This window comes from Streptomyces flavalbus (genome assembly GCF_042674625.1).
Taxonomy (GTDB): domain Bacteria; phylum Actinomycetota; class Actinomycetes; order Streptomycetales; family Streptomycetaceae; genus Streptomyces; species Streptomyces flavalbus.
Window position 1 is genome coordinate 7,799,324 of sequence record NZ_JBHTEB010000001.1, and the last position, 16,341, is coordinate 7,815,664.

Genomic DNA, 16,341 nt, shown 5'->3' on the forward strand with positions numbered 1-16,341 from the left:
GTCCGTCACGCGGCAGCCCGGGTACGGGAGGCGAGCTGGGGGAAGGCGTCTTCCCACACGGTGCGCACCGTCCGGCCGACGAGTGTGCGCAGCACCGGCCACAGCTCAAGGAGCAGATCCCGGTTGAGGTAGCGGGGCAGGTCATCGTGCAGGCCCTCGTGCAGGACGGCGCGGTACAGACCCATGCGCTGACGGGGCTTGCCCAGGTCGTAGGAGGTCATTCCCGACCAGGCCATGTGCAGCGGCAGCTCCACGACCCCCTGGGTCGGCCCGCGCAGCTCCTCCAGAGACTCAGGCAGGCGCCGCCGGAACTTCTCCTGGTACAGCACGAGATCCTCGGCGACCGCGCCCGACGGGTCGCTTGGCGGCGGGGCCGCGGAGTGCTGTGAACTGGAGACCATGTCCCCATTATGGCGGCCCGGAGCCAGGGAGAGGGCCCGGTGTGGCGGGCCAGCGTCGGGGGGTGAGCGCTCCTCCTGGCACCTGAAGGTGATCACCGGTTCCGTACGGCGCGAGCGGCTGTGAAGGCGGCTTGGCGCGGGTGGGTGGCGTGCCCTTCCTGCGCCACCGCGGCCCCGCCAGGCTCAGTTCGCACGAAGGTTGGTGTACGGCGGTCATGGGTCCCTCGTCCCGTCTCGTCGGGGGCTCCTGAACAGGCCGGTGTGGCGCGGTGCGTGCCGCGCGCTGGGGGAGTGGGAGGGAGGAAAGGGATGAGGGAGCGGCGCCCTCGGCGGCGCCGTCACCGACCGGCCACCCGGCGCGACCGCCTTCCCGCACCGCTCGGCCGTCGGCGTCGTGCGGCACCACTCCTCCTGGCACCCTGCACCCCACCTCGGCACCGGCGGCCACACCAACGGCATGGACCCGAATCCACCGACCAGCAGACGGCCTACCACGGCGCCAACCACCCGAGAACGCAGCACGTCAAGGCGGCCTGCGACCCACAGCGGCTGTTCAACCTCCCCCAGGCGGTCACCTGCCAACCCGCCCGATGACCGCCCACCGCCCCGCCTCGCTCCTACTGGCCACGCCGTTCCAGGTAGATGGAGGTGAAGACGGCGACCTTGGCGCGCAGCGCCCAGGGGTCGAAGGGCTTGCTGATGTAGTCGACGGCACCGGCCGCGTACCCGCGGGCCGAGTGCTCCGAGCCGGTGCCCATCGCGGTCAGGAAGATGATGGGGACGTCCCTGGTCCGCGGGCGGCGCTTGATGTGGGCGCACGTCTCGTAGCCGTCCATCTCCGGCATCTGCACGTCCATGATGATGACGGCGAAGTCGTCGTGGTCCAGGAGTGCCTTGAGGGCCTTCCGGCCGGAGGAGACCGTGACGAGTTCCTGCTCCAGCGTCGTCAGGACCGCGGTCATCGCCAGCAGGTTGTCCGGCTGGTCATCGACGATGAGGATCTTGGGCATGTCCTGCGGCCCGGTCGGCAGCGCCGCCGCCGTGGCCTGCTCGACCGCGTCCAGCTGGCGTTCGAGCAGATCGCAGCGCCCCTCTGCGGCAGCACGCTGGGCCTGCGCCTCGTACAGGGCGGCCCCCAGCCGCTCGACCTCCCGCTGGAGCGCGTCGCGCTCCTGGAGCAGGCCGGAGACGTCCGGATGCGCGTGCGCCAGCTCGTCCGCCCGCTTGCGTTCCGCGGTGCGGTCGGCCTCCAGCTGGTTGAGCCGCGTCTCCAGGTCGGCGATGCGCTGCGTGCGGTCCAGCAGCGCATCGCCCAGGACGTCGCCGCGGACGCTGGAGCGCTCGGCGTCGGCCAGTTGCTGCTCCAGTATCTCCACCGCGTGCCCGGGGGAGGAGGCGGCATCCACGGCCGACCCGTACAGACCCCGTACCAGCGCGATGGCCTCGGTGGTGACCGCGGTCCCGCGGTGCTCGGCGACATCGGCGAACAGGTCACTGATGACCTGCCACGGAGGCAGCCGGGTGCCGTTCAGGTAGCGCGTGACCGTGCCCGGATCGAGCCGGCGCCGGGCGGCGTACCGGCGGACGGACAGGTGCAGGCTCTCGAAGAGCTCACGCAGCGCCTCAGCCAACGCCCGCGACGCGTCGTTCAGGTCGTCTCCCAAAGGGCGCAGTTCACCCACGGCTCTCCTCTGTGCCCGCGCCGTCGGCGGCGATGAGACGGTTGAAGAAGGGCACGGCCAGTCCTGTGGCGGCCAGTCCCGCGAGCACGCTGCGCGCGGTGCCTTCCCCGGCGGCTGCCGCCAGTCCGCTCGCCGCCCCGCCGGTGAGTAAGGCGAGCAGGAATATCAGGGCTGACCTCAGGGACAGCAGGGGGCGGTCCACGGTGTTCTCCATTCCTCCGCCCCGCCGCACTGCGGCAGGGCTTGGCTCTGCGGCCGGTTACGGACGGAGAACCAGGATGGGCGAAGCCAGGGGTGTTGCAGTCCCCAACCCGTAAGCGGGGCAACGAAGAACGCCTGTTGCAAAAGCGCTGCCACCGCCTGCGGCAGCCGTGCGCCCCGTCAACGGCCCGGCGGCCCGGCGCTGTTGCCGACCGTGTTGCTCTGCAACACCTGTCGGCTCCGGCAACACGGCAGCCGGGCTCCACGCCGCAGGCGCCCCCGTCCCCACCGCCCCACAGCAGGACGAGGCACCCCTGCCGGTGCGTGGCGCTCACCGCGGAGCCGGGCCCTGACTCCGCGGTGGAGGCGTCGTACCCGGCTGGACCAGGCCGCACTGGTACGCCGCCGCGACGGCCTGGGCCCGGTCGCGTACCCCCAGCTTCATGACGATACGGCTGTAGTGCGTCTTGACCGTCGTCTCACTGATCACGAGGTGCCCGGCGACCTCCGCGTTCGACATCCCGTGGGCGATCAACGTCAGCACCTCACGCTCGCGAGCGGTGAGGTTCTCCACCTCCGCCGGAGTCGGCAACAGCCGGTCAGGACGTGCGGCGAACTCGCGGAGCAACTCCGGGGTGACGGAAGGGTCCAGCCACGCCTCACCGTCGGCCACCGACCGCACCGCGCGCACCAGTTCCTCCGGTGCCGCGTCCTTCAGCAGGAACCCGGAGGCCCCGGCCCGCAGCGCCTGGATCACCGCCTCGTGCACGTTGTACGTCGTCAGGACCAGCACCCGTACCGGAACGCCCTGCCCGCGCGAGAACTGGTCCGCGGTGATGCGCCGGGTGGCCTCCACCCCGTCGACGCCGGGCATCCTGATGTCCATCAGGACGACGGTGGGCCTCAGGGCGCAGGCGAGGTCGATGGCCTGGGCCCCGTCGTGGGCCTCACCCACGACCTCGATGTCCGGTTCGGCCGAGAGCAACATGCCGATGCCGGAGCGCACGAGCGGCTGGTCGTCCGCCAGGATCACACGGATCACAGGTCAGGTCCCTTTCCGGTGGGGCCGTAGCGGGTGGTCTCGGGGATCGGCAGGGTCACCGTGAGCCGGTACCCCCGGCCGTTGGCGCACGTGGACAGGCTGCCGCCGAAGACCTCGGCGCGTTCCCGCAGGCCGGGGATGCCGTGCCCGGTGGACAGCTCGCCCGGCCGGGTGGACGGGGTCCCGGCGCCGTCATCGTCGATCTCGACGCGCAGCGACGACTCACCCCAGATCAGCGAGACCACGGCGCGGGACCCCGGACCGGCGTGCTTCGTCACGTTCGTCAGCGCCTCCTGGATGACCCGGTAGGCGGTCAGGTCCAGGCTCTCCGGCAGCGGGGGCCGACGCCCTCGCTCCTCGCACACCACCGACACGCCGGTGCGCCGCACGCTGTCGAAGAGCCGGTCGAGTCCCGCCAGTCCGTCGTGCGGGGAGGAGTCGGCGGGCTGGTCCGTGGCGCGCAGCAGCGTCAGCATACGGCGCAGCTCTCCCATCGCGTTCCTGCCCTGGCTCTCGATGTCGCCGAGGGCGAGGGCGGCCCGGTCGGGGTCGCTGCGCAGCACCCGCCGCGCGCCGCCCGCCTGAAGGACCATCACGGTCACCGTGTGGGCGACGATGTCGTGCAGTTCGCGGGCGATGCGGGCGCGCTCGTCGACGATGGTCTGGCGCGCCTCGGCGAGCCGGTTCCGTGTGCGCTCGGCCTGGGTGTTGCTGGCGCGGATCCACCGGCCGAAGAGGAACACCTCCACGTAGAGGGACATGAAGAACGCCAGGAGCCCCGCCAGCGCGTGCCACCGGCGTTCGGCTGGCACGTGGTGGAGGTCGAGCAGGATGGTCAGTCCCATGGGGACGGCCGACATGGCCAGCGCCGCGAGGGCCACGCGCAGCGGGCGGGTCACCGCCACACTGAACAGCCCCGCCAGCACCGTGAAGACCGGGCTGTAGTCGAGTACCGAGACGACACTGAGCAGGCCGCACAGCACCGCGTGCAGCCACAGCGCGCAGAACCCGGCGACGGGCGCGGCCCGCAGCAGGCACAGGGCAGCCCCCGACGGGACGGCCACGAGCACGGTGACCAGCGCCTGGTAGCCGGTGGTGTCCGGGGCGACCAGGCGGCCGAAGGCCACCATGTCGGGCACGACGATGGCCAGCGCCCGCCAGGCGTCCGAGGCTTTGACGCGTCCCACCCGCGTCGGATTCCTCATGGTCAGGGCCGGGGGCCGCCTTGCGCGGGTGGCTGATGCTGCGGCAGGCAGCATCCGCAGGCGTTGCAGCCGCTGCTGGCGAACGAGGCGACGCTGTCGTGCAGGTCGACGGCCCTGGCCCCCTCGTCCGCGAGGGCCCGGAACGTCGGCCAGGCATCCGGCGTGGCCTGCCGGTCCGCGTCGACCGGCACTTGGTAGCCGAGGGACGCCAGGGCCGCCCACAGATCGCCCCCGTGGCGCGTGACGGCCTCGCCGAGTTCCGCCGCCGAGTACCGCGGCACCTTGCGGCGCAGGGCGGACGGCGCGGCGAGGGTGAACGCCGCCAGCACGGCCTGGACCTCGCCGTCATCCAGCCCCAGCAGCCGTACGTCCGTCACCCCCAAAAACTCCTGCGGTTTCCCGTCCGTGGAGCCGGAGGTGATCACGACGTTGAACTTCGGTGAGGTGAGCAGGCGCGCGGGGGGATGCGGGACGAACACGACGTCGTCCGCGACGAGCACACCGGCCGCGGTGGCCAGCGCGTCCTCCGACTGGACGGTCACGAGAGGCCAGCCCGTGCTGGACTGACTGGACGGGGTTTCGTCGATCACGAAGGGCTCCAAGGCAGACGAGGGGCGGCAGGAGCGTGACCCCGGGCCGGGTAGCACGCCCGGAAGGACACGCTGCGCGAACCCGCAGGTCGCGGGCCCACCAGGCGGTGCGCAGCACCCCCCGATTGTGATCGGCCCCGCCTCGCCCCCGCGACAGCTCTGCGGCGTATTCACCGGATCGGGGCTGGAGAGGACACCGGGGACCCGCCTACCCCCGGGGGACGACCCGCCGGATCGGGTCAGAGGCGGACGCGGCGGGCACGGGCGGCGGTGGATGCTCGAAAAGCACATCGCCGCGCGTTTCCCCATCGCGCATTCCCCTTCACAAGAAGCCGAGGAACCACCATGTCCGACATCAGAGAGAAGACGACGCGCACGCTCACACACGCCGACATCCGGTCGGTCATCGACGGCACGTGCCTCGCGGTGCACCTTCCGGGATTCGTTCCGCGGGTGGCCCTGGAGAAAGCCCGCGAGAAACTGTTCGACCATCCCGAGCGCGGTGACCTGAGTCAGGCGGCGGAGTTCAAGCGCGTGGGTTTCGCCTTCTCGGAGATAAGCGACGAGGCATCCCGCGACCGGTACTACGCGCAGGCCCGCCCCAACATCCAGCGGATGCGTGACCTCTTCGCGCCGTACAGCGCGCCCAGCGACGTGCTGCGGCTGCTCCTTGAGGAGGCATGGGGCCCCGGAGCCGGGCTGCTCCACATCGACGGCCGCAAGGCGTTCATCGGCATCTGCCGCTACCAGGACAAGGACGTCGACCTCAATCCGCACACCGACGCCCTCGAACGGAACCTGCCCGCCGAGTCCCGCCACACCCTCAAGGCCCAGCTGTCGGTCAACGTCTACATCGACATCCCCGAGACCGGCGGCGAACTGGAGCTGTGGGGAGTGGAGCCGACCGCGGACGAGTACGACCGGCTGCGCGGCCAGCGCACCTGGGGCATCGACCGCGACCGGCTCGGCCCGCCCCGGACCGTGTTCAAGCCGGCCCCCGGCGACCTGCTGCTGCTCAACCCGCGGCAGATCCACGCCGTCCGCCCCTCCCACGACCGGCCGCGCATCACCCTGGGGCACTTCATCGGCTACCACGGCGACGACCGCCCGCTCGAACTGTGGAGCTGAGCATGAGTGAACGCGACACCGAGCAGGTACTTCACGGCCGTACCAAGGCGAGCTTCGGGCAGGACGGCCAGAAGGACGACCTGTCCGGCCGCCGGGCCGTCCTGCTGATCAGCGTGGGCCAGCGGTACCACGAGGGCGACAAACTCCGGGCCACCGTGGAACTGCTCAACCGCACCGGCTTCGGCCAGGTGACCGTCGCGGTGGCGGACACCCTCCAGCGCACCAACTACCTCGCGCACGACCCCGCCGAAGCCCATCGTCGCGCCCTGCGCGAGGGCGACGCCTGGCTGGAGCGCAACAGCAAGACCCTCGGCCGGCTGAGCGTGCCCAACGACGTGCTCCGTTGGGACGAGGCGCTGCGGGACCCGGATTACCCGCGCTTCCTGCGTCGCGTCCGCGACGCCTACCGCGACGATCCCGGATACCGTGCCGCGGTGGATTCCACGATCCGCACGTTCCTCGACCGCATGGTGTCCCGCAACCCGTGCGTCGACCCCCGCAAGGCGTTCGAGGGATGCCTGTCCTATCTCATCGAGGAATGCCCCGTCATCCAGCCGATGTGGGCCCACCAGGGATACGACCACATCGTCTATCCGCAGCCCATGACCACCGCCATGGCCCACACCCACCAGCTGTTCGTGGCCCGGGAGTATCCGGGCAAAGGCAACTGGCTCTCCCTCAGATTCAAGAAGAGGGCGGCCTCCTCCCTGGCCGCCTGACCGTACCCATCCGGCGTAGAGGACGCGTTCTCAGTGACTCCAGCAGCGAAAGACCGCACCTGGTGGGCGTTCACCGGTGTCGGTTTGATCAGTTTCCTCGGCTGCATCGACCTGACCATCGTCAACACCGCGGCGCCCCGCATCCAGGCCGACCTCGGCGCCTCGGTGACGGAGCTTCAGCTCGTCGTCAACATCTTCATCGTCGCGCTGTCGATGTTCATGGTGGCGATGGGACGGCTGGCCGACATACACGGCCGCCGCCGCGTCCTCTACGTCGGCACCGTCGTCTTCGGGGTGGCCTCCCTGGGCGCCGGCGCCGCTCCCGGCACCGGCTGGCTGATCGCCTTCCGCTTCCTGCAGGGCGCCGCGTGCGCCGTGCTGTACACCGCCACCGGCGCCATCGTGCAGAACGCGTTCCCCGCGGAGCGGCGGGGCCGGGCGATGGGCGCGCTGTACGGCGTCAACGGCCTCGGCCTCGCCGTCGGCCCGCTGCTCGGCGGGGTCCTGGTGTCGGCGGCTGGCTGGCGCTGGGTGTTCTGGCTCAACGTGCCGCTCGTCGTGCTCGCGCTCGCGGTGTGCTCGTTCAGTGTCCGTGAGTCGCGCGACGAGACGGCCGACGGCCGTCTCGACTGGCCTGGCCTGGCGCTGTCCGGCCTCGGCATCCCCGCCGCCGTCCTCACCTTCACCTTCGGCTCCACCTGGGGCTGGACCAGCGCGGCGACCCTCACCCTCGCCGCCTTCGCCGTCCTGGCCCTGCTCGCTTTCGCCGCCGTCGAAAGCCGCAGCGCCAACCCGCTGCTTAACCTCGCCCTGTTCCGCAAGCCCGCCTTCGTCGGCGCACTGTCCTCCGACTTCGCGCTGGCCTGCTTCTACACCACCGTGCTCTTCCTCATCCCGCTCTACCTGAGCGCGGTGCGCGGGCTGGACGGATACGCCATCGGCGCCCTGCTGCTGCCGGGCACGGCCGTGATGGCGCTCCTGTCGCCCGTCATCGGACGCCTCATCGACCGCTTCGGCCCACGCCCGCTCCTGGCGGCGGGCTTCACGGCCTTCACCGTTTCGGCGCTGCTCCTGACCAGGCTGACGGCCCACACCCCCACCCCCCACCTGGCCCTCGCCCTGACGACGATGGGCATCGGATGGGCCTGCGTCCTCAGCCCCGCCACCGTGTCCGCGCTGTCGGCCGTACCGGAGCGGCAGGCAGGGCTCGCGGTCGGCTCCTCCTGGACCTTCCACAACCTGGGCGGCGCGATCGGCCTGGCCTGCGCGGTGGTCCTCTTCCGCTCCTCCGCCACCGACCGGCTGACCAGCGAGCTGACCCGCTACGACCAGGCGACCGGCGCCTGGACCGAGGAGGTGGTCACCAACCCCGAGCGGGCCACCGGGATCCTGGCCCGGGAGACCTCGCTGCCCTTCTCCGAGGCGGACCGCGTCTTCAGCGCGGCGTTCACGCACGGGATGCACGCAGCCATGTGGCTGCTGGCCGCCGTCTCCCTCGCCGCCCTCGCGGTGGTCGCCCTGCTCGCCCGGCTCTCCCGCGACAGCGCCGCCGAGGCGAGCACGGACGCACCCGCACACGTCCCCACCAGCAAGGTCACCTAGGGCGTGTTGCGAAAGTCCCGCCTGCCGAGCGACGCCCGGCACGCACTCTCGCCGCACCGGGCGAAAGCCCACGTACAACCAGTACGAGGGCTTCCGCCCGGCACTCCCCCAAGCTCTTCGAGCAGGGGGTACCCCCAGAGCACGCACCGGACGCCGCTCGGCCCGCCCTCCGGGCGGACGACGGGACTTTCGCAACACGCCCTAGCGGAGGAAGCCCTCCACCGCCCGGCACCTGCCACCACCCTGACCGCCTCACTCGCCCCCACACCGCAAGCGACGCCCGGGCGACGCACGCGACTGATGGCCGAACGCGGCACCACCCCGCCCGAACGCGTCACCGAAGGTGTCTCCAGGGCGAGCCGGTCACGTGTCGAAACGGGTGCGTGCGTTCTCGATGTGTCCCAGGTGCTGGTGGGTCCACCCGCAGATGACGTCGACCGCGGCGCGCAGGTCCTGGCCCGGCCCGGTGAGGGTGTACTCGACCCGGGGCGGCACGGTGGGGTGCACCTCCCGGTCGACCAGGCCGTTGCGCTCCAACATGCGCAGGTTCTGGGTGAGCATCTTGTGGCTGACGCCCTCGACCTCGGCGCGCAGTTCGCTGAAGCGCAGCGTGCGCTCACCGAGCGCCTCGATGATCAGGAGCGCCCACTTGTTGGCGATGTCGGAGAAGATCTCCCGTGCCAGGGAGTCCGCGCGCCGCAGGTCGGCGTCCTCGGGCAGGCCCTTGAGCAGTTGCTTGGTCACCATCAGGTTCCTCAGTCACCGAAAAGTGCGTTCTTCCAGGTCAACCCAGACTCTCCTACAGTTCCCCAGTAACCACAAGAGAGCGAGCCCAGGAGGGCGAGTACCGTGACCACCCCTGATGTCTTCCGCTACGGCATACCAGCCGAGAGCGACTTCGGCTACGCACAGGCGATCAGGTCCGGCGACCTGGTCCACGTCTCCGGCCAGGTCGCCTTCGACGAGGCAGGCGAGTTCCTCCACCCGGGCGACTTCGCCGCCCAGCTCCAGCAGACCCACGCCAACATGGACAGGGTCCTGGACCACTACGGCGCCACCCGGAACCAGGTCGTCTCACAGACCCTGTACCTGGTGGACCTGCGGCAGAACGCCGAGGCGGTGTCGCAGGGCAACCTGAAGTACTTCGGCGACCACCGCCCGGCCAGCACGGTCCTGGGCGTCACCGAACTGGCCCTGCCCGGCCAGCTCGTCGAGATCAGCTTCGTCATCGACACGCAGCTGCCCGCCTGAGGTCCCCTCCTCGCACCGCGGTCGTGGCCGTGAGCGCGGCCGGGAAACAGGGGGCCACGCCGTCCCCCGTACTCCGCACGGCCGGCAGCGCCATGGCGACGACCGCGTCGGCCAGCGGGACATGTGCCGCGGTGCGGGGCACCCAACGGACCGCGGCCGTCCGGTCCCGGGGGGCCTGCCCGCTGAGCCCGGTCGAGGCCGCCGTCGGCCCCCCGCGGAGGGGACGAGCACGGGCAGCCACGGATCCCCGACCCCCTCGCCCCGGCCCCGGGGGGAGCGCCCGCACCGCCACCGCGCTGACCGTCAGCGACGCGGGTACCTGCTGGCGGGCGCGGTACGGCGCTGGCCCCCTCACCCCGCCGCACCGCCGCTCAACGCCAGCCATCTCAAGCGGGCGACGGTGTCCGGTCGACGGTGCGGAGCCGTGCCCGGGGCTGTCCGCCCGTCGCGGCAGGACCGACGACCCGGCTGGCCCGGCCGTCAGGGCCTCCCGGCGGCGGTCCGGAGGGGGCGGCCCTGGACGGCATCCGCTTTCCCCGCGGGGCACCCGCCGCGGCGGCGCGGTCAGGGTCAGCGGCACACCCGGCCGTGCGGCGACGGGCACGTCCCGCCGTGTCCCGGCGTGTCCCGGGAAGGCAGGGCCGGACGGCGGTCACCTCGCGGCGTCGGGGGTGCCGAACCAGCGGTGCAGGGCCTTGTCGAGACCGGACTCGTCGCCGCCCGCCCAGGCGATGTACCCGTCAGGGCGGACCAGGAGCGCGGCGACCTCGTCGAAGGGGGCGGGCAGCGCACCGATGACGGTGCTGACCCGGCCCTCCCACCCGACCGCCGCCGCCCGCACCTTGGGCTTGTCGGCCAGGACGAGCAGGACACCCCGCGCCTGGTGCAGCAACTCGGGGGTCCGCGTGGGCCCGTCGGGGGTGTCCAGCGTGCGCGGCGGCAGGCGGTAGCCGGCGAGCGGGTGGGCGTCCGGGCCGACGTCGTAGCGGATGTCGATGTGGCTGACCGCGCCCGCCAGATGCCGCTTGACCTCGTCCAGGGCGATCAGCTCCGTGTACAGGTCGCGCAGTGCCTGGGAGTCGTCACCGCCGAAGATGGCCATTCCCTGGGCACGGGTGTTGGACAGCAGCCGGGCGCCCACCGGGTGGCGCTCGTCGTGGTAGGTGTCCAGCAGGTCCCCGGGTGCCCATCCCCGGACGGTGGCGGCCAGCTTCCAGCCCAGGTTGACCGCGTCCTGGATGCCGGTGCTCATGCCCTGACCGCCCGCCGGGAGGTGGATGTGCGCGGCGTCACCGGCGAGCAGCACGCGGCCCTTGCGGTACTCGGCGGCCTGGCGGGTGGAGTCGGTGAAGGAACTGACCCACAGGGCCTCGCCACCCGAGATGTCCTCGCCGGTCACCTGCTGCCACGCCGCGGCGACTTCGGCGAACTCGGGGCTCTCACTGTGGTCCTCGGGCGAGGTGCCGTACACCGACAGGATGATGCGGGCCACGCCGTCGGGCATCGGGAAGACCTGCACCAGGCCGCCCGGCAGCCGCTCACCCAGGGGGCGCAGCCGCACCCCGCTGTTCACGACGTCGGCCAGGTACATGAGCTGGGTCCCGGAGGTGCCGGGGAAGTCGATTCCCGCGGCCTTGCGCACCGCGCTGTGCCCGCCGTCGGCGCCCACCAGGAACTGGCCCCGCAACTGCTCCTGTCTGCCGTCGGGGGTGGCCACGGTGACCGTGACGCCCTTCTCGTCCTCTTCGAAGGCGAGGAACTTGTGACCCCGGCGGATCTCGGCGCCCCGCTCCAGCGCCCATGCCTCCAGGATCGCCTCCGTCTGGGCCTGCGGGATGCCACGGGCCCCGAAGTGCGCGTCCTCAAGGATGGTGTAGTCGAACGGGACACCACCGAAGTGGCCCATCGGACTGGTCTCCAGGTCGCCGTAGCGTGCGACGAGACCGCGCTGGTCCAGGGATTCCAGGGTGCGGGTGGTGAATCCCAGGGCACGGGACTGGCCGGTGGGCTGTTCTAACTCCTCGGCGACGATGACGCTCGCGCCTCCGAGGCGGAGTTCGCCAGCCAGCATCAGCCCGGTAGGGCCCCCTCCGACAACGATGACATCGGCCTTCACTGTCCTGTTCATGTGGGTACTTTCCTCACTGTATGACGAGCGGTGTTGTTCCGTTTCGTCGTGCTGAGGGCCGTTGCCCTCGGGCCGCTGGCGCGGCGAGGGCCATCACGAGGTAACGGCAGGCCGGGGCAAGAAGCGCACCTCAGACTGAATGGACCGTTATTTCCTGTCCACAGTCGACCAGGCACACCTCAACTCGACCTAGCGTCTATCTACAAGTCCGCTAAAGATCCTTTTCCGGGCGAAGTGACCCACGTCACTCGACGTCAAACCTTGGCTTGAAGGATGCGGGTGTGTCACTATTCCGGCACACCCCCCCTGCCTGGAATCGCCCCCAGGATCGTGGCGTGGGGTTGTCCGCGCCGGTGCACCCGGCCGAAACCAGTCCCTGTGACACACCCGGCCACCAGCCGGTGCTGTGTGGTGCCCGCACGTAGGCCGAACCGGCGTGCCCGACCCACGAGACTCCGCCCGCTCGGCCGCCGACCCCCGGTCGGTCACGTCGACGTCGCCAGTGAGCCCACCGCCGTCCCCGCCGAGGGGCGGCAGGTGATGACGGCCTGTCACCAGCCCAACGTCTCCTCTCGAAGAAGTGGACTCCCGATATGCCGAGGCTTTGCAAACCGGCGATGAGCGCGCCGGAATATGTCATCACGATGGAGGAGACTCTGGCGTTCGCCGAACGAGTCCACGGTGGAAAGCCGCAGCTTCCTCTGGCGCTTCGGCTGATCCGGAACACCGGTGTGCGCAAGCGTCACATCGTGCAGCCGATCGAGAAGACGCTTCAGCACCCGGGCCTGACGGAACGCAACCGCATCTACGAGGTGGAGTCGAAGAAGCGGACCCCGCAGGTCATCGAGGAGGCGCTGCGCAACGCCGACATGGCGGCCCGGGACATCGACGCGATCATATATGTATCGTGCACGGGGTTCCTGATGCCGTCCCTGACGGCCTGGCTGATCAACAAGCTCGGCTTCCGCTCCGACACCCGCCAGATCCCCATCGCCCAGCTGGGCTGCGCGGCGGGCGGCGCGGCCATCAACCGGGCCCACGACTTCTGCGTGGCCCACCCCGGCAGCAACGTGCTGATCGTCTCCTGCGAGCTGTGCTCGCTGTGCTACCAGCCCGACGCCGACGACATCGGCTCGCTGCTGTCCGACGGCCTGTTCGGTGACGCGGTCGCCGCCGCCGTGGTCCGCGGCACCGGGGGAGTGGGCATCGAACTGGAGCGCAACGCCTCGTATCTGATCCCGGACACCGAGGACTGGATCTCCTACGACGTCCGCGACACGGGTTTCCACTTCCAGTTGGACCGCCGCGTGCCGGGCACCATGGAGCCGCTGGCGCCGGTGCTGCGGGAGCTGGCGAAGGACCACAGCTGGGACGCGGGCAAGCTGGACTTCTACATCGTCCACGCCGGCGGCCCGCGCATCCTGGACGACCTGGCGAAGTTCCTCAACGTCGACCGCAAGGTGTTCCGGCACAGTTGGGCGACGCTGACCGAGTACGGCAACATCGCCAGCGCCGTCGTCCTGGAGGCCGCGCGGCGGCTGTTCGAGGAGGACGGCCTCGCACCCGGTGCCACCGGCCTGATCGCGGGCTTCGGCCCCGGCATCACCGCCGAGATGGCACTCGGCACCTGGGCGGCCGACGTTCCGCAGTCCATCGCCTGAACGGCGCACGGACCAGGGACACGTCAGCGCCACGACATCCACCACCTCACCCCGCCGCGCTACCAGCCCCCCACCGCTCTTCGTCCCCAGCCGACCGAGCGCGGAGCGTGAGCGAGATGGGCCCGAGGAACGCCATACCCCTGACCTACGCCAGCCCGGGGGAGTGGGAACTGGCCGCCATCGCCGAGGTGTTCGCCTCCGGCCGGCCCGCCGGGCAGGCCCCAGGGACAAGGCCCTGGAAGCCCAGCCGAAGGAGCGCCACGGCGCCGGGAACGCGGTCACCGTCGGCGACCGCGACCCCCGGCCGCGCGGACCTGTTCGCCCGCGACCTCGCCATCCCCCCGCACTCCGAACTCACCGAAGACCAGACCGAACGCGTCGCAGCCGCCCTGCGTACCGCGGTCCGGTCCCACACGGCTTCCACTCAACCCCTAGGAGGGCCAGCATGATGAACACCAAGCCGTCCCCGGACAACATCATGCGGCTGATCAACGGCTACTGGGCCACCGGGATCATCGCCGCCGCAGCCAGCCACTCGCTCTTCACCCACCTGGAGAACGGCGCGAGCACCGCCTCCCAACTGGCCCACCGCGCCCAGATCTCCGAGCGCGGCGCGCAGAGCCTCCTCGACGGGCTCGTCAGCGTGGGCCTGGTCGACCTGCGCGAGGGCCAGTACCGCAACACCGCCGAGGCGTCCGCCTACCTGGTCGAGGGCAAGCCCGCCTCGCTCGCCAGCTTCGCCCGGCTCAAGATGACGCACATGGGCAGCGTGGCCGACCTGGCCGAGGTGGTCCGCGTCGGCGGCCCGGTGGCCAACCCCGTGGTGGAGGTCGCCAACAACCCGCACTGGGAGGGGATCGTCACCGCCATCGCCGCGCAGTCGGTTCCCGCCGCGACGCTCGCCGCCGAGCTGCTCGGTCTCGCCGAGGCCGGCGAGATCTCCATCCTCGACGTGGGCGGCGGGTCGGGCATCTACTCGGGTATCTGGCTGGAGGCCAACCCGGCCGCCCGGGCGACCCAGCTCGACTGGGAGCCGATCAACGCCGTCGCCCGCCGGCTGCTGGCCGAGCGCGGGGTGGCCGACCGGTTCACCTGCGTCAACGGCGACTTCCACACCACCGACTTCGGCACCGCGCAGTACGACGTCGCGGTGTACTCCCACATCGCCCACCAGGAAGGGCCGGAGAGCAACATCGAGGTCTTCACCAGGCTGCGGCAGGCCCTCAGACCCGGCGGCACCCTGGTCGTCAACGACTACGTCGTCGACGACGACCGCAGCGGCCCGGCCTTCCCGCTGGTCTTCGCCTCCGAGATGTTGCTGAAGAGCAAGAAGGGCAGCACCTGGCGGCGCAGCGACTACCACGAGTGGCTGACCAAGGCCGGCTTCGAGGAGGTCTTGTTCCACTCCGCACCACCCGGCACCCTGGTCATCGCCCGATAGCGGAAACGCCGGGTGCGCGCCTCAAGTTCCCCTGGCCGCAAGGCAGTTGACGTCTGCGGTCTTGTCAGATGAAGAGCTAGCGAAGGAAACCGATCATGGCACCTGTGAACGTCTCGATCATTTACTACAGCTCCACCGGCAACGTGCACGCGCTCGCGCAGGCCGCCGCGGAGGGCGCGGAGAAGGCCGGCGCGACCGTGCGCCTGCGCAAGGTCCGCGAGCTGGCCCCGCCGGAGGCCATCCAGTACAACCCGGCCTGGGCCCAGCACATCGAGGCCACCGCCGATGTCGCCGAGGCCACCCTGGACGACCTCAGCTGGGCGGACGCGGTGCTGTTCGGCACCCCCACCCGTTTCGGCAACGTGGCCAGCCAGCTCAAGGCGTTCATCGACACCGCCGGCGGCCTGTGGCAGCAGGGCGGTCTTGCCGACAAGGTCGTCTCGGCGTTCACCGCCAGCGGCACCGCGCACGGCGGCCAGGAGGCCACCATCCTGGCGCTGAGCAACACCTTCTACCACTGGGGCGGCATCATCGTGCCGCCCGGCTACACCGACCCGATCCAGTTCCAGACGGGCAACCCCTACGGCACCTCGCACGTCGCGGGCATCGGCGCCAGCGGCTCCGGCCCCGACGAGGCCACCCTCCAGGCGGCCCGGCACCAGGCCCGGCGCGTCGTGGACACCGCCGCCGCCCTCAAGGCCGGCCGCTCCGCCTGACGCACCGCCACGTCCAAGGCGGACCTCCCCCCTACGTGCCGGGGGGCTGCCGCCTGAGCCACCGCCGCCCGCTGCCGTGCGCCGTGGGCGGCGTCTTTCTCTGCCCGCGGGGAACGGGGCCGCCGCGGGGTTCGGGCCCTGGAGGAGAACTCTCATGAACATGACTTTGTGGATCGTCGCCTCAGTGCTGGGGGCGGCCTTCCTGGCGGGCGGCGCCATGAAACTGGCCCAGCCCAAGGAGAAGCTGGCCGCGTCCGGCTGGGACTGGGTCGAGGACTTCGACGGCGGCGTCGTCAAGACCATCGGCATCCTGGAGGTCCTGGCCGGTGTGGGCCTGATCCTGCCCGCCGCCCTCGACATCGCGCCGGTCATGGTGCCCCTGGCCGCCACGGGCCTGGCCGTGCTGATGGCCCTGGCAGCCACCACCCACGTCCGCCGCAAGGAACAGCAGGGGACCGTGGTGGCCGTGGTCCTGCTCGCCATCGCCGTCTTCGTGGCGTGGGGCCGCTTCGGCCCGTACTCCTTCTGAAAGGGCACCTCGCACGTCCGCGGGCCGCACACCAGCGTCCCGCCC

At 71.2% G+C, this 16,341-nt stretch carries 17 protein-coding genes; 9 read left to right on the forward strand and 8 right to left on the reverse strand.

What is annotated here, in order from left to right; genetic code table 11:
- Positions 1-5 precede the first annotated feature (5 nt).
- On the reverse strand, positions 6-401 hold the full coding sequence (locus ACFQZ6_RS34620) for a hypothetical protein (RefSeq protein WP_381617599.1): 396 nt from the start codon (positions 399-401) through the stop codon (positions 6-8).
- Between the two features lie 309 nt (positions 402-710).
- Between ACFQZ6_RS34620 and ACFQZ6_RS34625 the strand changes: the two genes are divergently transcribed.
- Positions 711-995, forward strand: coding sequence for a BBE domain-containing protein (locus ACFQZ6_RS34625; protein ID WP_381617602.1), 285 nt, complete (start codon positions 711-713; stop codon positions 993-995).
- A 23-nt stretch (positions 996-1,018) separates the two neighbouring features.
- On the opposite strand, the gene ACFQZ6_RS34630 is transcribed toward ACFQZ6_RS34625, so the two are convergent.
- The 5 genes from ACFQZ6_RS34630 to ACFQZ6_RS34650 form a co-directional block, all read right to left on the reverse strand.
- Positions 1,019-2,083 (reverse strand): response regulator, encoded by a 1,065-nt coding sequence (locus tag ACFQZ6_RS34630; protein WP_381617605.1) that lies wholly within the window; start codon positions 2,081-2,083, stop codon positions 1,019-1,021.
- Positions 2,076-2,285 carry a hypothetical protein gene (locus ACFQZ6_RS34635; protein ID WP_381617608.1) on the reverse strand — a complete coding sequence of 70 codons (210 nt, stop codon included), beginning with the start codon at positions 2,283-2,285 and terminating at the stop codon, positions 2,076-2,078. The genes ACFQZ6_RS34630 and ACFQZ6_RS34635 overlap by 8 nt, the downstream gene beginning before the upstream one ends.
- A 330-nt stretch (positions 2,286-2,615) precedes the next feature.
- A complete protein-coding gene (locus ACFQZ6_RS34640; protein WP_381617611.1) occupies positions 2,616-3,326 on the reverse strand; it encodes a response regulator in 711 nt (236 codons plus the stop codon).
- The gene (locus ACFQZ6_RS34645; protein WP_381617614.1) at positions 3,323-4,513 is read right to left on the reverse strand and encodes a sensor histidine kinase; all 1,191 of its coding nucleotides are present in this window, start codon (positions 4,511-4,513) and stop codon (positions 3,323-3,325) included. Before ACFQZ6_RS34645 ends, ACFQZ6_RS34640 begins: the two co-directional genes overlap by 4 nt.
- Positions 4,514-4,533: 20 nt before the next feature.
- The gene (locus ACFQZ6_RS34650) at positions 4,534-5,121 is read right to left on the reverse strand and encodes a hypothetical protein (RefSeq protein WP_381617617.1); all 588 of its coding nucleotides are present in this window, start codon (positions 5,119-5,121) and stop codon (positions 4,534-4,536) included.
- Between the two features lie 345 nt (positions 5,122-5,466).
- Here ACFQZ6_RS34650 and ACFQZ6_RS34655 point away from each other — a divergent pair, with 345 nt between their 5' ends.
- The 3 genes from ACFQZ6_RS34655 to ACFQZ6_RS34665 all read left to right on the forward strand — a co-directional run bounded on the left by ACFQZ6_RS34655 (position 5,467) and on the right by ACFQZ6_RS34665 (position 8,570).
- Positions 5,467-6,249 carry a 2OG-Fe(II) oxygenase gene (locus ACFQZ6_RS34655; protein ID WP_381617620.1) on the forward strand — a complete coding sequence of 261 codons (783 nt, stop codon included), beginning with the start codon at positions 5,467-5,469 and terminating at the stop codon, positions 6,247-6,249.
- A gap of 2 nt (positions 6,250-6,251) precedes the next feature.
- Positions 6,252-6,968, forward strand: a complete 717-nt coding sequence (locus ACFQZ6_RS34660) for a tRNA-dependent cyclodipeptide synthase (RefSeq protein WP_381617623.1) — start codon at positions 6,252-6,254, stop codon at positions 6,966-6,968.
- Between the two features lie 84 nt (positions 6,969-7,052).
- The gene (locus ACFQZ6_RS34665) at positions 7,053-8,570 is read left to right on the forward strand and encodes an MFS transporter (RefSeq protein WP_381617626.1); all 1,518 of its coding nucleotides are present in this window, start codon (positions 7,053-7,055) and stop codon (positions 8,568-8,570) included.
- A gap of 363 nt (positions 8,571-8,933) precedes the next feature.
- Here the strand turns inward: ACFQZ6_RS34665 and ACFQZ6_RS34670 are convergent, their stop codons facing one another.
- Complete coding sequence (locus tag ACFQZ6_RS34670; protein WP_381617629.1) at positions 8,934-9,317, reverse strand: winged helix-turn-helix transcriptional regulator; 384 nt, start codon at positions 9,315-9,317, stop codon at positions 8,934-8,936.
- 102 nt (positions 9,318-9,419) lie between these two features.
- Here ACFQZ6_RS34670 and ACFQZ6_RS34675 point away from each other — a divergent pair, with 102 nt between their 5' ends.
- Entirely contained in the window at positions 9,420-9,821 is a 402-nt protein-coding gene (locus ACFQZ6_RS34675) for a RidA family protein (protein WP_381617632.1), read from the forward strand.
- Between the two features lie 652 nt (positions 9,822-10,473).
- On the opposite strand, the gene ACFQZ6_RS34680 is transcribed toward ACFQZ6_RS34675, so the two are convergent.
- Positions 10,474-11,949 (reverse strand): FAD-dependent monooxygenase, encoded by a 1,476-nt coding sequence (locus ACFQZ6_RS34680; RefSeq protein ID WP_381617635.1) that lies wholly within the window; start codon positions 11,947-11,949, stop codon positions 10,474-10,476.
- A gap of 593 nt (positions 11,950-12,542) precedes the next feature.
- Between ACFQZ6_RS34680 and ACFQZ6_RS34685 the strand changes: the two genes are divergently transcribed.
- From ACFQZ6_RS34685 to ACFQZ6_RS34700, 4 genes are all read left to right on the forward strand, one after another.
- Positions 12,543-13,610 (forward strand): type III polyketide synthase, encoded by a 1,068-nt coding sequence (locus tag ACFQZ6_RS34685; protein ID WP_381617638.1) that lies wholly within the window; start codon positions 12,543-12,545, stop codon positions 13,608-13,610.
- A gap of 445 nt (positions 13,611-14,055) precedes the next feature.
- The gene (locus ACFQZ6_RS34690) at positions 14,056-15,051 is read left to right on the forward strand and encodes a methyltransferase (RefSeq protein ID WP_381617641.1); all 996 of its coding nucleotides are present in this window, start codon (positions 14,056-14,058) and stop codon (positions 15,049-15,051) included.
- Between the two features lie 92 nt (positions 15,052-15,143).
- On the forward strand, positions 15,144-15,767 hold the full coding sequence (wrbA, locus tag ACFQZ6_RS34695; RefSeq protein WP_381618894.1) for an NAD(P)H:quinone oxidoreductase: 624 nt from the start codon (positions 15,144-15,146) through the stop codon (positions 15,765-15,767).
- Positions 15,768-15,921: 154 nt separating this feature from the next.
- The gene (locus ACFQZ6_RS34700) at positions 15,922-16,296 is read left to right on the forward strand and encodes a DoxX family protein (RefSeq protein ID WP_381617644.1); all 375 of its coding nucleotides are present in this window, start codon (positions 15,922-15,924) and stop codon (positions 16,294-16,296) included.
- The last annotated feature ends 45 nt before the right edge of the window (positions 16,297-16,341 follow it).